Raw genomic sequence first — 16,557 nt, forward strand, 5'->3', positions numbered from 1 at the left:
GGGCTGCGCAGCAGCCCTAAACCCAGGCACCTCAGTCCTTACAGGAAGTAAGCAGCGGCAGTGATGGGGCGGCTTCGCCACCCAGCGCGGGGCAAGCCCGCTCACCACAGCAAGCCCGCTCTTCTGTGACCCTTTGATTTTTATCCGGGAATGCACTTTTTTGTCGCGGGATGCACCAGTTGGAGGCGCTGAAGTGTGCATTCAGACTCGATGAGTACCGCCAGAAGGCGTCGCAGTAAGGCTCGCGACCAATTGGCACAGACCCTGCAAGCTCCCCCCTCAACCCACCTCGGTCAACGACGATCGACAACAGGGGTATAAAGCGGTAGATCCGGCGCAGTCGCCGATCCGATCCCGCATAAGAACAGGCAAAGGCGCCTGGAACCGCAAGGTTTCAGGCGTTTTTTTTTGCTTTTTAAACCGTGATGAACGTTGTCGGGTGCTTGCTATGAACAAACAGATGAAAACCCTGATCGTCGTCGGCAATGGCATGGTCGGCCACCATTGCGTGGAGCAATTGATCGAACGCGGCGCGCTGGATCACTACCGGTTGCACGTGTTCAGCGAAGAGCCGATGCGTGCCTATGACCGCGTGCACCTTTCCGAGTATTTCACCGGCCGCGATGCCGAGTCCCTGGCGTTGTCGGACGCCGCGTTGTACCAGACGCCGGGTGTCACCCTGCACCTGGGTGTACCGGTGCTGGAGATCGATCGCGAACGCTGTGAAGTGATCACCGCCCAGGGCTGCGTGGGCTACGACAAGCTGGTGCTGGCCACCGGTTCCTATCCGTTCGTACCGCCGATCGAGGGCGCCGAAGGCGACTCGCGCCTGGTGTATCGCACCCTCGAAGACCTCGACGCCATCCGTGCCGCAGCCGCCAATGCCCGCCGTGGTGTGGTGGTGGGCGGTGGCCTGCTCGGCCTGGAAGCCGCCAACGCCCTGAAAAGCCTGGGCCTGGAAGCCCATGTGGTGGAATTCGCGCCGCGCTTGATGCCGGTACAGCTGGATGATTTTGGCGGCCTGGCCCTCAAGGCCCAGATCGAGCGGCTCGGCGTCGGTGTGCATCTGTCCCGCGCCACCCAGTCGATCAGCGCCGGCGAGCAGTACCGCTATCGCATGAACTTTGCCAATGACGAGTTCCTTGAGACTGACCTGATTGTGTTCTCCGCCGGGATCCGCGCCCAGGATGCCCTGGCTCGCCAGGCCGGCCTGGACATTGGCCCGCGCGGCGGCGTGGTGATCAACGACGAGTGCTTGAGCTGCGACCCCAACATCTATGCGATTGGCGAATGCGCTTCCTGGAACGGCAGCCTGTTCGGCCTGGTTGCGCCGGGTTACCAAATGGCCCGTGGCGTCGCCGCGCTGTTGTGCGAGCACAGCGCCGAGCCGTTTGTCGGCGCCGACATGTCCACCAAGCTCAAGTTGCTGGGCGTGGACGTGGGCTCCATCGGCGACGCCCACGCCCATACGCCGGGTGCGCGCAGCTACCAGTTCATCGACGAGGCGACCGCCAGCTATCGGCGCCTGGTGGTGGATGCGAGCGGCAAACACGTGATTGGCGCGGTGCTGGTCGGCGACAACAGCTACTACGACACCTTGCTGCAATACATGCAGAACAGCATCGCGCTGCCGGCCGAACCGGCCAGCCTGATCCTGCCATCGTCCAGCGGCGCACCGACCCTCGGCCCAGGCGCCTTGCCGGACTCGGCCACGGTGTGCTCGTGCCACAACGTCAACAAGGGCGCGATCTGCTCGGCCATCGACGGCGGTTGCAGCGACCTTGGCCTGCTCAAGTCGCAGACCAAGGCCTGCACCGGTTGCGGTGGGTGTGCCGGGTTGCTCAAGCAGGTGTTCGAGCACGAGCTGATTGCCCGTGGCGTCAGCGTCGACAAGAGCCTGTGCGAACACTTTGCCTATACCCGCCAGGAGTTGTATGCCCTAGTGCGCGTGGAAGGGGTGACCACCTTCGAAGAACTGCTGGCCAGGCACGGCCGTGGCCACACCGGCTGCGATGTGTGCAAACCGGCGGTGGGGTCGATCCTGGCCTCGTGCTGGAACCAGCCGATCATGGACGCGTCCCTGGTGCCGTTGCAGGACACCAACGACACCTTCATGGCCAACATGCAGAAGAACGGCACCTACTCGGTAGTGCCGCGTATTCCGGGCGGTGAGATCACCGCCGACAAGTTGATCGTGATTGGCGAAGTGGCGAAGAAATACGACCTCTACACCAAGATCACCGGCGGCCAGCGCATCGACCTGTTTGGCGCGCAACTGCACGAGTTGCCGGACATCTGGGCCGAGCTGATCGCGGCCGGGTTTGAAACCGGCCACGCCTATGGCAAGTCCACGCGCACGGTGAAGTCCTGCGTGGGCAGCACCTGGTGCCGCTACGGTGTGCAGGACAGCGTGAAAATGGCGCTGCTGATCGAGGACCGCTACAAGGGCCTGCGTTCGCCGCACAAGCTCAAGTTCGCGGTATCCGGCTGCACCCGCGAATGCGCCGAGGCGCAGAGCAAGGACGTGGGCGTGATCGCCACCGAGAAGGGCTGGAACCTCTACATCGCCGGCAACGGCGGCATGCGCCCACGCCACGCCGAACTGTTCGCCACCGACCTGGATGACGCCACGCTGATCCAGTACATCGACCGCTTCCTGATGTTCTACATCCGCACCGCCGACAAATTGCAACGCACCTCGGTCTGGCGCGAAAGCCTGGAAGGCGGCCTGGATTTCCTCAAGGACGTGATCCTGCACGACAGCCTGGGCCTGGGCGCCGAGCTCGAAGCGCAGATGCAACTGGTGGTCGACCGCTATGAATGCGAGTGGGCCAACGCCCTCAAGGACCCGGAAAAACTCAAGCGCTTCCGCACCTTCGTCAACGACAAACGCCCCGACCCGGACATCCACTTTGTCCAGGAACGCGGCCAGCGTCGGCCGATCATGGCCGCCGAACTCAACCTGATTGCCGTCACCGAGGAGCTTGCCTGATGAGCCAGTCCAACACGCAGCGCAACCTTGCCACCTGGAAAAGCGTGTGCAACGAGACCGACCTGGTGAGTAATTCCGGCGTCGTGGTGTGGCTGGACGGCGCCCAAGTCGCGCTGTTCTACCTGCCCGGCGCCCGGGACCAGACGCTGTACGCCATCGACAACCACGACCCGGAATCCGGCGCGAATGTGATCGGACGCGGGCTGGTCGGCAGCATCAAGGGCGACCTGGTGGTGGCCGCGCCGATCTACAAGCAGCATTACCGTTTGGAAGACGGCCAGTGCCTGGAGGCACCGCACCAGCGTTTGCGGGTATGGCCAGTGCGGCTGAGCGGTGGGGTGGTGGAGTTGGGAGTGGACTGATGCAGCGCTGCAGGTGAGTGGCCAAGCCGCTCTCCTGCAGCACCCTGGCGCCTACTTGCCGGCTTTGCGGCTGGCCGGCCTGAACAGCAGGCTCAAGAGGAACACAGCCGTCTTGATATCAAGCAGGCGCAAGGCTGCACGTGCTTCTTCCGGTCGCACCCTGGCCAGCATGGGCATGGCGCCGAAGATCTTACCCTTGAGTACCAGGTCGTCACCGCTGCGCTCTATGGCGCTCACGGTCATCAGCTCGCTGTTGTCGCTGCCGAATATTTTCATGATCAGTTCCTTGTCACACGGTCGAAATCGATGCCCAGGTCATCGAATATTTTGATTGCGGTGCCCCGGCCGGCGCCGAATACGCCGCCGCCCGGGTGCATGAAAGGACCCACCAGGTACAGGTTGTCCAGCCCGGGTACGCTCAAGCGGCCGAGGTCGGGCGTAGGGCGGTGGGCGAAACTCTGGTAGAAGTAGGGGGCGACGCCGTGTACATCGCCCTTGACCATGGAGTTGGGCGAACTGCGTTCCAGGTCCAGCGGCGAGCACACCTTGCGGGCGATGATGTTATCCGGCGTAAGGTTCTTGACGAACTTGCGGTACGCCTGGAGGCTCAGATCGCCGAATTCCTCCTTGTACTCGTCCCAGCGTGCGGCACCGCCTTCGGCGAGGTCATAGGGTGCGAACGTCATACCGTGGAACATGCCCTTGCCTGGCGGCACGCGGGTCGGGTCGTTGATGCTCTCGTCGCCACCGGCCACCAGCCTGCGCCTGGACACCCGCCCACGGCGCAACTCGTCGAAGTCGTCGAGCATGTCGCTCAGGCGGTCGCAGCTCATCATGGTCAGCATCGTGGCGCGACCGACATCGGCGCCGGCATGAAACTCGGCCTGCCGGTGCAAGTCGTAGTGGCTGACGAACAGGCTGAATGGGGCCAGCGTGGCGCGTTCGGCGCGTGCGGTCACCCCAGGATCAAGCCCGTCGACGAAGCGTTTGATGACATGGGGGTGCAAGGCGCCGACCACCGCGTCTCGGGCCAGAATTCGCTCACCGTCGGCCAGCTCCACACCGTTGGCGCGCCCGCCTTCGACGATCACCTTGCGCACTTCGCTGTTACAACGGATCTCGCCGCCGTGGTGCTCGATGCAGCGCACCAGGGCTTCTGAAAGCTTGCCACTGCCACCCACCGGTTGCGACACGCCGTAGGTGTGCATGATGCCGACGAACACATACACACCCATACCTGTACCCAACTCGTCCGGGGCTTGCAGGTTTTCGGCGATCACCCGCAACAGGTGGATCTTGACCTTGTCGTGCTCAAACAGGTTGTCGACGATGTCCAGGGTACTGCGCTGCATGGCGTCGAACATCTCGCGGCCTTCCTGGCTCTGGTCAAGCATGGCGACCATGGCCCCCATGGGCGGCGGGGGCGAATAGAAACCGGAGAGGAACATCGGCAGCAGTCCGGCGGCCTTGGTCGCCAGCTTGCGATAGGTCTCTGCGTCGCGAGGCGACACGCTGGCGATGGATTCGCAGGCCTTGTCCAGGTCGCGGTAGGTGATCAGTGCGCTGCCGTCTTCGAAGACGGTCGCATGGGGCACATCGGAGTAGTTGTACTTGAGGCCGAACCGGCTGAACAGACCGAGCTCGTCGCGGGTGATCATGGGGTTGCCCTGGATCATGATATGCACGCTGGAGTGCTCGTCATGCCAGAAGCCTGGAGTGTTAAGCTGGCGCGTTGTCACGCCACCGCCCACATAGTCCTTGCGTTCCAGCACGAGGACTTTTTTGCCGGCCTTGGCCAGATAGGCTGCGGCCACGAGGCCATTGTGCCCGCCGCCGATGGCGACGATATCGTAATGATTCATAGGATCTTCCGCTTCTGTTGTTTTTGTTGTCGGCGTACTGCCCGGGGGCAGGGCGCCGCTGTGCCGGATACTGGGGCAGCGGGCCGGCAGGCGGAAGACGGCACTTTAATGTAGGTCGGTTACCTGAATGTACGTACCCCCCAGGGGCTGGCAGGGAGAGAGGGATGCACAAAGGTGAAGGCTCGATGCATGTGGTCGACAAGATTCAGCGCCAGGCGCTGGATGATCTGAAAGCGCGGGTGCTGCGCGGCGGCAATGATCCCCATGGGCCTGTGCGTGAATCCCTGGCTCGGCTTGGCGACCGCTGGACCCCGTTGCTGTTGCTGGTGCTGCACACCGGTACGCTGCGTTTTACCGAACTGCAACGGCAGGTCAACGATATGGCGGAGGGTAGCTTGTCGCAGCGCATTCTCACCCTCAAGCTGCGTGCGCTGGAACGTGACGGCATGCTCGAACGTCGTGTGATCGCTACCATTCCGCCGCAGGTGGAATACAGCCTCAAGCCATTGGGCGTTTCATTGGTCACCCAGTTTGAGGCGCTGCTGGTGTGGCTCGAACAACAGGCCCCGGTCATCGAGGCCGCCCGCCAGGTCTACGATGCCTGATCGGGATCCATCGAGGCGGCGGTCTCGATGATCAGGTTGCGCAACCAGGCCAGCCCGGGGTCGAGTTGCTGGTATTTGTTCCACTGCATGGACATGGTCAGCGGCGGCGCGGTCCAGGGGGCGGACACGATCCGCAGCGGCAAGTATTGTGCCCATCTCTCCGCCAGGCGACGGTGCATGGTGGCGACCCGCAGGGTACCGATCAGAAACGGCGGCACACTGTTGAAGGTGTTGGTGGTCACTTCCACCCGGCGTGTGAACCCGAAACTGCGCGCAAACCACTCATCAGCCATCGGGGCGCGATGTTCGCCGCCCCAGCGCACCAGCACGTGCCCCAGCGCCTTGTAGTCATCCATGGACAAAGGCCCATGGGCCGCCGGATGGTCCTTGCACATCACGCACACGTATTCATCGCTGAACAGCGCCACACAGGGGTGTTCCTTGAGGATGTTCTTGTCCGGCAGCACCAGGAAGTCCACGTGCCCACGCTCGATCTCAAGGGCGGCCTCATCCGTGGGCAGGAACTGTTCGATGGAGCATGACGGTGCCAGGGTGTTCAGCCTGCGACTGACCTCGGGCAGCAGCACCATGCCCACATAATCCGACGCCATCAGCGTGAAGTTTCGGCGTGCCAGGTCCGGCTGGAATCGGCTGCGGTTTTCCAAGGTGGAGCGCATCTGGATCAGCAAATCACGAATCGGCTGGGCCAGGGTTTCGGCCATCGGTGTACGGACCATCCTGCGACCGACCTGTACCAGTAAATCATCTTCGAAATAGTCGCGCAGGCGTGACAACGCCGCACTGGTGGCCGGCTGGCTGAGGTGCAGGCGCTCACCGGTACGGGTGATGTTCTGCTCCGCCAGCAGCATGTCCAGCACCACGAGGAGGTTCAAATCCAGACCGTGAAAGCGCATGGCGTTACTCCGTTTTTTATGATTGTGCTTACGGGCATCCAGGCTTGTTATACCTGCCTGGCAAAGGATTTGAAACGCAAATAGCGGTGGCTGTTGGGCTATCCATCTGATGGATGGGACCTATCCGAACAAACAATTTCCGGCATACCTGAGGGGTGAGTAAGGTTGGCCCATGTTCAGCCAGCCCCCTGTGAGGCCGGCCATAACAACAATAAATATGGAGAGCAGTCCTGTGTCCCACCTCACGCTTCCAAGCCTGTGTGCCCACTTCACTCTGCATCCAAGAGGAGTGCGTTGATGAGCGCCATCAAGCATGTGCTGATCGTCGGCGGTGGCATTGGCGGCCTCAGCGCCGCCATCGCCCTGCGCAAGTCCGGCGTAGTGGTCGATATTGTCGAAATCAGCCCCCAGGCCAAGGTGTATCACGTGGGTATCGTGGTCCAGGCCAACTGCATTCGCGCCATGGCGCAACTGGGTATTGCCGACGCGGCCGTGGCCGCGGGTTTCCCTTACAAGGGCCTGCGCATCTGCAACCAGCAGGGGGAGGTAAAAGCCGAACTCAGTGGTGCACGGCTGGCCGGCGAGCAGTATCCCGCGAACCTCGGACTGACCCGTCCGGCGTTGCATCAGGTATTGCTTGATGCGGTGGCCGCCAGTGGCGCCAACCTGCGTCTGGGCCTGACCTTCAGTGATATTTCTCAACATGAACACGGCGTCAGCGTGGGGTTCACCGACGGCAGTCGGGGTGATTATGACCTGGTGGTGGGGGCCGACGGTGTGTACTCCAAAGTGCGTACGACGGTATTCGGCGAGCAGTACACGCCGCAATTCACGGGGCAGGGCGTGTGGCGCTACAACCTGCCACGGCCCAAGGACCTGCTCTGGTCGCACATGTTTGAGGGCAAGCCGGGCGGCAAGGCTGGCTACACGCCATTGACCGAAGACAGCCTGTACATCCTGTCGGTGTTCGAAGAACCCGGCAACCCGTTCTTCGACCCAGACACGCTGGCCGCCGAGTTCCGCCGACGCCTTGAAGGCTACGGCGGCCTGGTGCCGGAGCTGAGCGCCCAGATCACCGACAACACCCAAGTGGTCTATCGCCCGCTGGAAGCCCTGTTGATGCCGGCCCCCTGGTACCGCGGGCGCGTGTTGTTGATTGGCGATGCCGCGCACGCCACCACGCCGCACATGGGCCAGGGCGCCGCGCAGGCGGTGGAGGATGCCGTGGTGCTGGGTGAACTGTGTGGCGCCGAGCTGAGTCTGGCCGAGGTGCTCGAAGGTTTCATGCAGCGTCGCTACGAGCGTTGCAAATTCATCAACCAAGGGTCCGTGCAGATCGGCGAGTGGGAGCAGCGGCCGACACCGGATGCCAACTTCGCCGGTTTGATGAAACAGATGATCGATGTGGTCGCCCAGCCTATCTGACCCAAGGACATGCTCATGCAACGTAATCCGCTCAAAGGCTGGCAGGTCGACCGCGACGCTATCGGTTTCGTCGGCCACGATCTGCAACGCCCCGAATGCATCATCGCCCAGCCCGACGGTAGCCTGTGGTCCGCCGACGCACGTGGCGGGGTGATGCATATTACCGCCAATGGCGAGCAGACCTTGTTGGCGCCCACGCAGGTGGAGGCGCAGGCGGCGTCCTTCGAATCGCGCTATGTGCAGTCCCAGGGCGCGTCGCTGCCCAATGGCCTGGCGCTGACGGAGCAGGGCGACTTCATCATCTGCAACTGGGGCCTGGACCGTATCGAGAAGCTCGACCGCCAGGGACATGTCCAGGTGCTGTTTGACCAGCTCGACGGCAAGCCCCTGGGCAAGACCAACTTCCCTCTACGGGATCGCAAGGGGCGTATCTGGTTCACGGTGACGACCACGATGCAACCGTGGACCGACTCGATCAATTCCGGCGTGCTGGATGGCTACATCGGCGTGATCGACGCCCAGGGCATTCGCATCGTCGCCGAAGGGTTTGGCGGCACCAACGAAATCCGCTTCGACGACAACGAAGAATGGTTGTACGTGGTGGAAAGCAATGTGCGGCGAATCTCCCGCCTGCGCCAGCAGGCCGACGGCTCGCTAGGGGAGCGTGAAGTGTTTGGCCCGGCGGAGCTGGAGGGCTTTCCCGACGGTTTTGCCTTCGACAGCTTCGGCAACCTGTGGGTGACCTTGGTGATGAGCGACAAGCTGATTGCCCTGACCCCCGATGGCGAAGTACTCAACCTGCTTGATGACGGTAACCCGGTCGCCACAGCGTTGCTGAACCAGCACTACCGGGCCAAAACCCTCACCCCGCAGATCATGCAGGCTGCCCACGGCACACTGGCACCGTGGATGGCCAGCCTGACGTTTGGCGGGCCCGATTTGAAAACCGTGTACCTGGGCAGTCTGCAGGGCACACGCATTCCGTTTTTCCGGGCGCCACTGGCGGGCCAACCGCTGATCCACTGGCGCTGAATACCGAATAACAAGACAGGAACCGGCTCATGATTCGTTATCTGAAAAAAGGCAAACCGGCGGAGCACAAGGCGGCACTCAACGCCCAGGTGCGCGACACGGTCGAACAGATTATCCATGCGATCGATCAGCGTGGTGAAGCGGCTGTGCGGGAGTACTCGCAACAGTTCGACGGCTGGAACCCGCCGAGCCTGCGGCTGAGCCAGGAGCAGATCCAGGCGTGCATAGACAGCCTGTCGCCCCAGGCCATTGAGGACATCACCTTCGCCCAGGCCCAGATCCGTCGCTTCGCCCAAATCCAGTTGCTGTCGATGCGCGACGTGGAGGTCGAAACCCTGCCGGGCGTGGTGCTCGGGCACAAGCACATCCCGGTGAGTTCGGTAGGCTGTTACATCCCTGGCGGCAAGTACCCGCTGCTGGCCTCGGCGCACATGAGCGTGCTTACCGCCAAAGTGGCCGGTGTGAAACGCGTGATCGCCTGTGCACCGCCATTCGATGGCCAGCCGTCGCCGGAGATCATCGCCGCGATGGCCATGGCGGGGGCTGATGAAATCTATGTGATGGGTGGCGTGCAAGGTGTCGCTGCCATGGCCCTGGGCACCGAACACATCGAGAAGGTCGACATGATCGTCGGTCCGGGCAATGCCTACGTGGCCGAAGCCAAGCGTCAACTGTACGGTCGCGTCGGTATTGACCTGTTCGCCGGGCCTACGGAAACCATGGTCATCTGCGATGACACGGTGGATGCCGAACTGGTGGCGGTCGACCTGCTGGGCCAGGCCGAACATGGGCCGACTTCACCGGCGTTTTGCGTGACCACCAGCCGCCGTATTGCCGAAGAATTGCCGGCGGCCATCGAGCAGGTGCTCGCGCGCCTGGACACCGCTCCGGTGGCCAGTGTGGCCTGGCGCGACTATGGCGAGATCATCTTGTGTGACAGCGACGAAGAGATGCTCGCCGAATCCGAGCGCATCTGCTCTGAACACGTGCAGGTGATGACCCGCGACCCGGACTGGTTCCTGGCGCGCATGACTCACTATGGCGGCCTGTTCCTGGGGCATCGCACCAATGTGTCCTACGGCGACAAAGTGATCGGCACCAATCACACGCTGCCGACCATGGGCGCCGGGCGTTACACCGGCGGGCTCTGGGTGGGCAAGTTCATCAAGACTCATACCTACCAGCGGGTGCTCACAGACGAAGCCAGCGTGGCCATCGGTGAAGTCTGCTCGCGGTTGTGTGCACTGGAGCATTTCTCCGGCCACAAGGAACAGGCGGATATCCGTGTGCGTCGCCTGAAGAAGGCCTCCTGATGGGCCGCCTGGAAGGCAAGGTCGCCGTCGTTACCGGAGCCACCGGCGGGTTGGGGGTGGTGATCTGCCATGCCCTGGCCCGCGCGGGTGCCAGCGTAGTGGCGGGGTACAACCGCTCCAGCGATGCCGCCCATACCCTGGTGACTGACCTGCCGACTGTTGCCGGTGGCCACCTCGCCGTGGCGGCACCTGTCACCGACAGCGCCATGCTCGAGCGACTGGCCACTCAGGTACAGAGGCACTTTGGGCGTTGCGACATTCTGGTCAATTGCGCCGGCACGACGCGGTTTGTCGAACATGCCGACCTTGAGGGTCTGGATGACGGGCTGATCGACAATATCCTGGCCATCAACGTGCGCGGTCCGATCGCCTGTATCCGGGCCTTGGCACCGCTGCTCAAGGCCGGCGGCGATGGGCTGGTGGTGAACATCAGCTCGATTGCCGCGCGTACGGCGATGGGCAGCAATATTGCCTACTGCGCGAGCAAGGCGGCGGTGGACAACCTGACCCGGTCCCTGGCCCGTGCCCTGGCGCCTCAGGTAAGGGTGGTGTCGGTGGCGCCGGGGTTGGCCGATACGGAGTTCGTCCAGGGCCTGGCCCAGGGCTGGCGTGACGAGCAAGCCGCACGTACCCCGTTGGGTCGCCTGGCCTTGCCCGAAGAGGTCGCCCAGGCGGTGTTGGCCCTGGCCTGCCACCTGACATTTACCACCGGCGCGGTCATCCCAGTGGATGGCGGTCGGGCACTGAACTGAGGAAGGCTGCCATGTTTGCGATCAAACCCCACCACGGCGGGATCAGCGTCCCCGACCTGGAGGCGTCCATCGGCTGGTACCGGCGGATGCTCGGTTTCGAGCTGGAAAGCCGCGCCTACATTGACCGGATCCCGGCGCATATCGCCTTTATCCGCTGCGGCGACTACCGCATCGAGCTGTTCCAGCTGGACCAAGCGCACCCGTTACCGAGTGACCGTCGCGAGCCGCACCTGGACCTCAAGACCCACGGCCACAAGCACTTGTGCTTTGCCGTGCAGGATGCCGCGACTGCCTTCCACGCGTTGCGCGGCAAAGGTGCCGACATCGTTTTTGAGACGGTCATCGAAGGCAGCCCCATGGGCTTTGTGCGCGACAACAGCGGCAATCTGCTGGAACTCATTGAATGCCCGGCCCTGTGGTCCGGGCCAGGAGCACACCGATGAAACTTGCAACCCTGAAGGATCACACCCGCGATGGGCGCTTGGTGGTTGTCAGTCGCGACCTGGGCCGCGCGGTGCTGGCCAGTGGAATCGCCGGCACCCTGCAGGCTGCGCTGGAAGAATGGCCCCGCTGCGAGCCGGCATTGCAGCAGTTGTCCGCCGCACTTAACGCAGGCCGGGCACCCCAGGCGTTCGATTTTGACCCGCGCGCGGCCATGGCACCGCTGCCCCGTGCCTACCAATGGGCCGATGCCTCGTCGTTCCTCAACCACGGCAGCCTGATGGAGCGTGCGTACAATCTGGACATCAAGAAAGATCCCGGCGTGCCTATCATCTACCAGGGCGCCGGGGACGATTTCTTCGGTGCCTGCGACGATTACCCGGTGCCCGGCGAGGACCACCAGATCGATTTCGAGGGCGAGGTGGCAGTGGTGCTTGATGATGTGCCCATGGGCGTTCAGCCAACGGCAGCGGCGGGGCATATCAAGTTGCTGATGCTGCTCAACGACGTGAGCCTGCGCGCGCATCTGTTCAAGGAGGTGAGTATCGGTTTCGGTCCACTGCGGGCCAAACCCAGTACGGTGTTTGCGCCGGTGGCGGTCACCCCGGATGAACTGGGCGAAGCCTGGCACGACGGCCGCGTCAAGCTGCCGCTGCATGTGCAGTGCAACGGCCAGCGTTTCGGCGAACCCAACGGCGATGAAATGGACTTCAGCTTCCCGGAACTGGTAATGCACCTGGCTCGTACCCGCAACTTGCGCGCCGGTACGGTGCTGGGCTCGGGCACCTTCTCCAACCGTGACTACACCGCCAAAGGCTCGGCCTGCCTGGCCGAGCGACGTGCAATAGAAGTGATCGAGCAGGGTGAGGCGAACACGCCTTTCCTGAAATTCGGCGACCGTTTGCGCTTTGAGATCTTTGGCCTGGACGGGCAAAGCCTGTTCGGCGCCATCGATCACCGGTTTGTTCCAGCCCCCGTGCAGGAGCACTGACATGCATGTATTGATCACCGGCGCCAATGGTTTTGTGGGCGCCACCCTGGTACGTCGCTTACTGGCCGATCCCTATGCACTGCCGGGCTGGACACGTTTGACCCTGCTGGACCTGGCGTTTCCTCAGATACCGCCGGACCCCCGCGTGCGCTGCCTTGCCGGCAGTATCGCCGACCTGCGGTTGCTGGCCGATGCCCTGGAAACGCCGGTCGATATCGCCTTCCATTTGGCGAGCATCCCCGGTGGGGCCGCCGAGCGCGACTACAGCCTGGGCCGTCGAGTCAACCTGGATGCCACGCTGGCGTTGCTGGAAGGGCTCAAGGATCAACCCAACCCGGCGCGGGTAGTGTTCGCCAGCACCATCGCGGTGTATGGCTCGCCCTTGGCGACCGCGGTAGACGACCACACGCCCCTGCACCCGCAATTGAGTTACGCCACCCAGAAATTGATGGGTGAGTTGCTGATCGATGATTTCAGCCGCCGTGGCTGGATCGATGGCATCAGCCTGCGCTTACCGGGCATTGTGGCCCGCCCGCCGCAACCTTCCGGGTTGTTGTCGGCGTTCATGAGCGAGGTGTTCTGGGCGCTGGCGGCGGGCACGCGTTTCGAGTGCCCGGTATCGCCGCAGGCGCAGGCCTGGTGGATGTCGGCGGCACGCTGTGTCGATAACCTGCTGCACGCCGCTACGCTGGCGCCCGAGCGACTGGTGGCGCGGCGAGTGTTCGCGCTGCCGGTGTTGCACCTGAGTATGGCGCAGTTGGTCGACGGGCTGTGCAGGCGTTTCGGCGAAGACCGCCGTGCACAGGTGGAGTACCAGCCTGATGAACACCTGGAGGCGAATTTCGGCCGCTATCCGCCCTTGCATGCCGAGGCATCCGAAGCCCTGGGCTTGCGCCATGATGGAGGCATCGAGCAACTGATCGAGCGAACCCTGCAGTTGTAATACCCAAGCGTGCGTTTCACCCTTTAATAATAACAATCCGGAGAGGCCATGAACGCTCCTACCCGCGTCACCCAGTCAAAGGCGACCCTCGCTACGTACCTGTTGTTGTTGATCAACTGTCTGTCACCGATGGCGGCCATCGTGGTAGCGCCGAGCCTGCCACAGATGCAGGCGCATTTTTCCGACGTGCCTAACGTCGAGTTCCTGATCCCGGTGGCACTGACTATTCCCGGCTTGCTGGTGGCGTTGCTCAGCCCGCTGGTGGGCGTGTTGGCCGATCGGTATGGGCGCAAGCAATTGCTGGTGGCGTCGATTGTCGGCTACGGCGTGTTCGGCCTGATGCCGATGTTCCTCGACTCGCTCTACGCAATCATCGTCAGTCGTATCGCCCTGGGCTGCGTGGAGGCGGTGGTGGTGACCATCAGCACCATGCTGATCGGCGACTACTACAGCGGTGCGCAACGCCAGAAGTACCTGGCGCTGCAAACCACCTTTGCGTCGTCGTCGGCGATCCTGTTCTTCATGGTAGGCGGCGCCTTGGGTGAACTTGGCTGGCGCATGCCCTATGTAGTCTACGCGGTGCCCCTGGCACTGGCGCTATTGAGCAAGGTCATGCTGTGGGAACCGCGCGCAGCCAGCATGGCGTCGGACGAAGAGCAGGCGCGCAACAACGTGAGCTTTCGGCCGGTGCTGATGCTGGGGATTTGTGTGGTGACCTTCATCGGCGCGGTCATGTTCATGATCCTGCAGATCCAGATGGCCTACCTGCTCGGGGACATCGGCGAACCGTCCCCGCAGACCGCCGGCCTCGTCGCGTCGGCGTGCAGCGTGATGATCGTGCTGGGTACTCTTAGCGTGCACCTGCTGACTCGCCTGGGCCTGCGTACCCCCCATTGCCTGGCCCTGGCCTTTGGCCTGATCGCTACCAGCTTTCTGTTGATTCCGGCGATGCACACCTGGCAGGCAATCATGGTTGTTGCACTGATCAACGGCCTGGGCTGCGGCCTGATGTTGCCCACCCTGGCCATCTGGAACATGCGTGAACTGCCGTGGCAGCGCCGCGGGTTGGGCACTGGCATGTGGTACGGCAGCTACTGCCTGGGCATGTTTTTCAGTCCGATCCTGGTCGTGGCCGTTGGCAAGGTCAGCGGAAGCCTGGCCACCACCATTGGCTGGGCCGGCTGGCTCTGCCTGCCGGTGGTACTGCTGGCACTCGGCGCCAGCCTGGTGAAGTGCCGGGCGGCACGCAACCTGCGCCTGACCGGCGTCAATCTCGAAGACGCCTGACCCTGGAATGACCGAACACTCCGGTGCCCTGGTACCGGAGCAGGCCCCCTTATCTCATAAAAACAACAAAAGAGACTGAACATGACGATTCGAATGGTGGTTGGTTGTGCATTGATCATCGTGACGGCAGGCCCCGCCCTGGCTGCCGACGCGCCGAGCGACGAGTACCCGAATGAAAAAGTCGGTCCGCGCGTATTGAATGTGGAGCCCAATGTGCCACCCAAAAGTGGCAAGCTTCTTGAGGCGCAGGGCAAGTGGCTCAACGACCATGGTGTGAGCCCGCACCTGTCGATGACTGAGATTTACCTGCGCAACCCCAGCGCCGGCCTGTACACCGGTAACCACGAGTCACTGACCATCTTTGCCATCGGCGCCGACTTCAACCTCGACAAGCTCATTGGCCTGCCCGGTGGGACGATCCACTTCGAGCAGCTGTACGTGCCCTGGACCAGCAACCTGGACTACGGTCGGCAGGTGGGTGATGTGATTGCCGGTAAACCGGGCCCTTACATTCCGAATGTCAGCCACCTGAGCCTGTTCACCTACGAGCAGAAATTGCTCGACGACAAGCTGTCCATCGAAGCGGGCAAGAGCAACGCCGGCAACTACTTTGCGCTGCCGCTGTGCAACGTGCCGCTGGGATGCGTGAACGCGATCCTGCAGGACACGGCCGGTATCAACCCGCCGCCCTACGCCAACTGGGGCGCGCGCGTCGGCTACGATTTCAGCCCCGCCGTGCGCGCGCAGGTCGGTGCGTGGCGCAGCAACAATGCCTATCCCTTCACCAATGGCTGGGAGCGCGACGTCGGCGAAAGTGGCGGCACCTTGAGTACGGTGTACCTGGCGAACCTGGCCTATCGCACCGACTACCGCATGCAAGCCTACCCGCAAACGTTCGAGGTGCTGGGCTTTCACAATAACGGGCAACAGACCGACCCCTATTTCACGGTCAACGGCACCTCGAAAGTCACTGACACAACTGCCGCTGCCGATACCCGCAAGGGCGTGACAGGTTTCTACCTGGGCGCCAAGAAAACCGTCTGGCGCCAGGACGGCGGCGCCACCCAAGACCTCAACCCAACGGCGGTAGCGGCCTATGCCAGCTTGACCCACACACTTGATGAAGGCACCACCAATGGCGTCGGCACCCAAGGCAACGCAGGGCTGATTCTTTCCGCACCCTTTCGCAGCCGACCGTTCGACAGCTATTCGGTGAACGTCAACTGGGCACAACTGACCAGTCGCGAGCAACGCTTCCTTGAAGAGGCCCACGCGGCATCGGGCGGTGGCAGTTACCGCCCCGGGCGCAACGAGTATGCGGTCGCGCTGGACGCCAACTTCATCCTCACCGACAGCATCGTCCTCAGCCCCTTCGTGCTGCGTACGTGGGGAGCCAGCAGTTGGTTGAACCCCTACACCGGCGTCAACCCGCGCGATGGTTATGCCGCCGGGCTGCTGTTGCATGTGCAATTCGACGAGATGCTGGGTTTGAACAGCCGTCACTGATTCGCCGCACTCCATGGCGGGCGCCTGAAGCCATCCACGCCATGGATAGAACCCATGTCGACAAACGATTAGTCGGCATGGGCCGGGCTTCTTACTCTGGCCTTAGACCCCTGTTTGACGAGGACACAACCA

The 16,557-nt window shown here is 62.8% G+C and carries 15 protein-coding genes; 12 read left to right on the top strand and 3 right to left on the bottom strand.

What is annotated here, in order from left to right; all coding sequences use genetic code 11:
• The first annotated feature begins 448 nt into the window (after positions 1-448).
• Both nirB and nirD read left to right on the top strand, forming a co-directional pair.
• Positions 449-2,992 carry a nitrite reductase large subunit NirB gene (nirB, locus tag J1N02_RS27940; RefSeq protein ID WP_368959992.1) on the top strand — a complete coding sequence of 848 codons (2,544 nt, stop codon included), beginning with the start codon at positions 449-451 and terminating at the stop codon, positions 2,990-2,992.
• The gene (gene nirD / locus J1N02_RS27945) at positions 2,992-3,354 is read left to right on the top strand and encodes a nitrite reductase small subunit NirD (RefSeq protein ID WP_027608485.1); all 363 of its coding nucleotides are present in this window, start codon (positions 2,992-2,994) and stop codon (positions 3,352-3,354) included. The genes nirB and nirD overlap by 1 nt, the downstream gene beginning before the upstream one ends.
• A 51-nt stretch (positions 3,355-3,405) precedes the next feature.
• Here the strand turns inward: nirD and J1N02_RS27950 are convergent, their stop codons facing one another.
• Together J1N02_RS27950 and J1N02_RS27955 are read right to left on the bottom strand one after the other, a co-directional pair.
• Complete coding sequence (locus tag J1N02_RS27950) at positions 3,406-3,630, bottom strand: hypothetical protein (protein ID WP_027608484.1); 225 nt, start codon at positions 3,628-3,630, stop codon at positions 3,406-3,408.
• A 2-nt stretch (positions 3,631-3,632) separates the two neighbouring features.
• A complete protein-coding gene (locus J1N02_RS27955) occupies positions 3,633-5,216 on the bottom strand; it encodes a phytoene desaturase family protein (protein WP_027608483.1) in 1,584 nt (527 codons plus the stop codon).
• Between the two features lie 164 nt (positions 5,217-5,380).
• On the opposite strand from J1N02_RS27955, the gene J1N02_RS27960 reads away from it, so the two are divergent.
• Positions 5,381-5,821 (top strand): winged helix-turn-helix transcriptional regulator, encoded by a 441-nt coding sequence (locus J1N02_RS27960; protein ID WP_421148068.1) that lies wholly within the window; start codon positions 5,381-5,383, stop codon positions 5,819-5,821.
• Here the strand turns inward: J1N02_RS27960 and J1N02_RS27965 are convergent.
• Positions 5,809-6,735 carry a LysR family transcriptional regulator gene (locus J1N02_RS27965; protein ID WP_421148069.1) on the bottom strand — a complete coding sequence of 309 codons (927 nt, stop codon included), beginning with the start codon at positions 6,733-6,735 and terminating at the stop codon, positions 5,809-5,811. The genes J1N02_RS27960 and J1N02_RS27965 overlap by 13 nt on opposite strands.
• A gap of 297 nt (positions 6,736-7,032) precedes the next feature.
• On the opposite strand from J1N02_RS27965, the gene J1N02_RS27970 reads away from it, so the two are divergent.
• From J1N02_RS27970 to J1N02_RS28010, 9 genes are all read left to right on the top strand, one after another.
• Positions 7,033-8,160, top strand: a complete 1,128-nt coding sequence (locus J1N02_RS27970; protein ID WP_027608480.1) for an FAD-dependent oxidoreductase — start codon at positions 7,033-7,035, stop codon at positions 8,158-8,160.
• A gap of 15 nt (positions 8,161-8,175) precedes the next feature.
• The gene (locus tag J1N02_RS27975) at positions 8,176-9,192 is read left to right on the top strand and encodes an SMP-30/gluconolactonase/LRE family protein (protein ID WP_027608479.1); all 1,017 of its coding nucleotides are present in this window, start codon (positions 8,176-8,178) and stop codon (positions 9,190-9,192) included.
• Between the two features lie 29 nt (positions 9,193-9,221).
• Positions 9,222-10,505 carry a histidinol dehydrogenase gene (gene hisD / locus J1N02_RS27980; protein WP_027608478.1) on the top strand — a complete coding sequence of 428 codons (1,284 nt, stop codon included), beginning with the start codon at positions 9,222-9,224 and terminating at the stop codon, positions 10,503-10,505.
• On the top strand, positions 10,505-11,257 hold the full coding sequence (locus J1N02_RS27985) for an SDR family NAD(P)-dependent oxidoreductase (protein ID WP_092356973.1): 753 nt from the start codon (positions 10,505-10,507) through the stop codon (positions 11,255-11,257). Before hisD ends, J1N02_RS27985 begins: the two co-directional genes overlap by 1 nt.
• A gap of 11 nt (positions 11,258-11,268) precedes the next feature.
• Positions 11,269-11,700 carry a VOC family protein gene (locus tag J1N02_RS27990; RefSeq protein WP_027608476.1) on the top strand — a complete coding sequence of 144 codons (432 nt, stop codon included), beginning with the start codon at positions 11,269-11,271 and terminating at the stop codon, positions 11,698-11,700.
• Positions 11,697-12,689 carry a fumarylacetoacetate hydrolase family protein gene (locus J1N02_RS27995; protein WP_027608475.1) on the top strand — a complete coding sequence of 331 codons (993 nt, stop codon included), beginning with the start codon at positions 11,697-11,699 and terminating at the stop codon, positions 12,687-12,689. The genes J1N02_RS27990 and J1N02_RS27995 overlap by 4 nt, the downstream gene beginning before the upstream one ends.
• A gap of 1 nt (position 12,690) precedes the next feature.
• Positions 12,691-13,632: an NAD-dependent epimerase/dehydratase family protein gene (locus tag J1N02_RS28000; protein WP_092356976.1), complete on the top strand. Its 942-nt coding sequence runs from the start codon at positions 12,691-12,693 to the stop codon at positions 13,630-13,632.
• Between the two features lie 48 nt (positions 13,633-13,680).
• Positions 13,681-14,919, top strand: a complete 1,239-nt coding sequence (locus J1N02_RS28005) for an MFS transporter (protein ID WP_421148070.1) — start codon at positions 13,681-13,683, stop codon at positions 14,917-14,919.
• 81 nt (positions 14,920-15,000) lie between these two features.
• Positions 15,001-16,425 carry a carbohydrate porin gene (locus tag J1N02_RS28010; RefSeq protein WP_027608472.1) on the top strand — a complete coding sequence of 475 codons (1,425 nt, stop codon included), beginning with the start codon at positions 15,001-15,003 and terminating at the stop codon, positions 16,423-16,425.
• The last annotated feature ends 132 nt before the right edge of the window (positions 16,426-16,557 follow it).

Origin of the sequence: Pseudomonas sp. NFX5 (genome assembly GCF_049132125.1) — a bacterium.
GTDB classification, from domain to species: Bacteria; Pseudomonadota; Gammaproteobacteria; order Pseudomonadales; family Pseudomonadaceae; genus Aquipseudomonas; species Aquipseudomonas marginalis.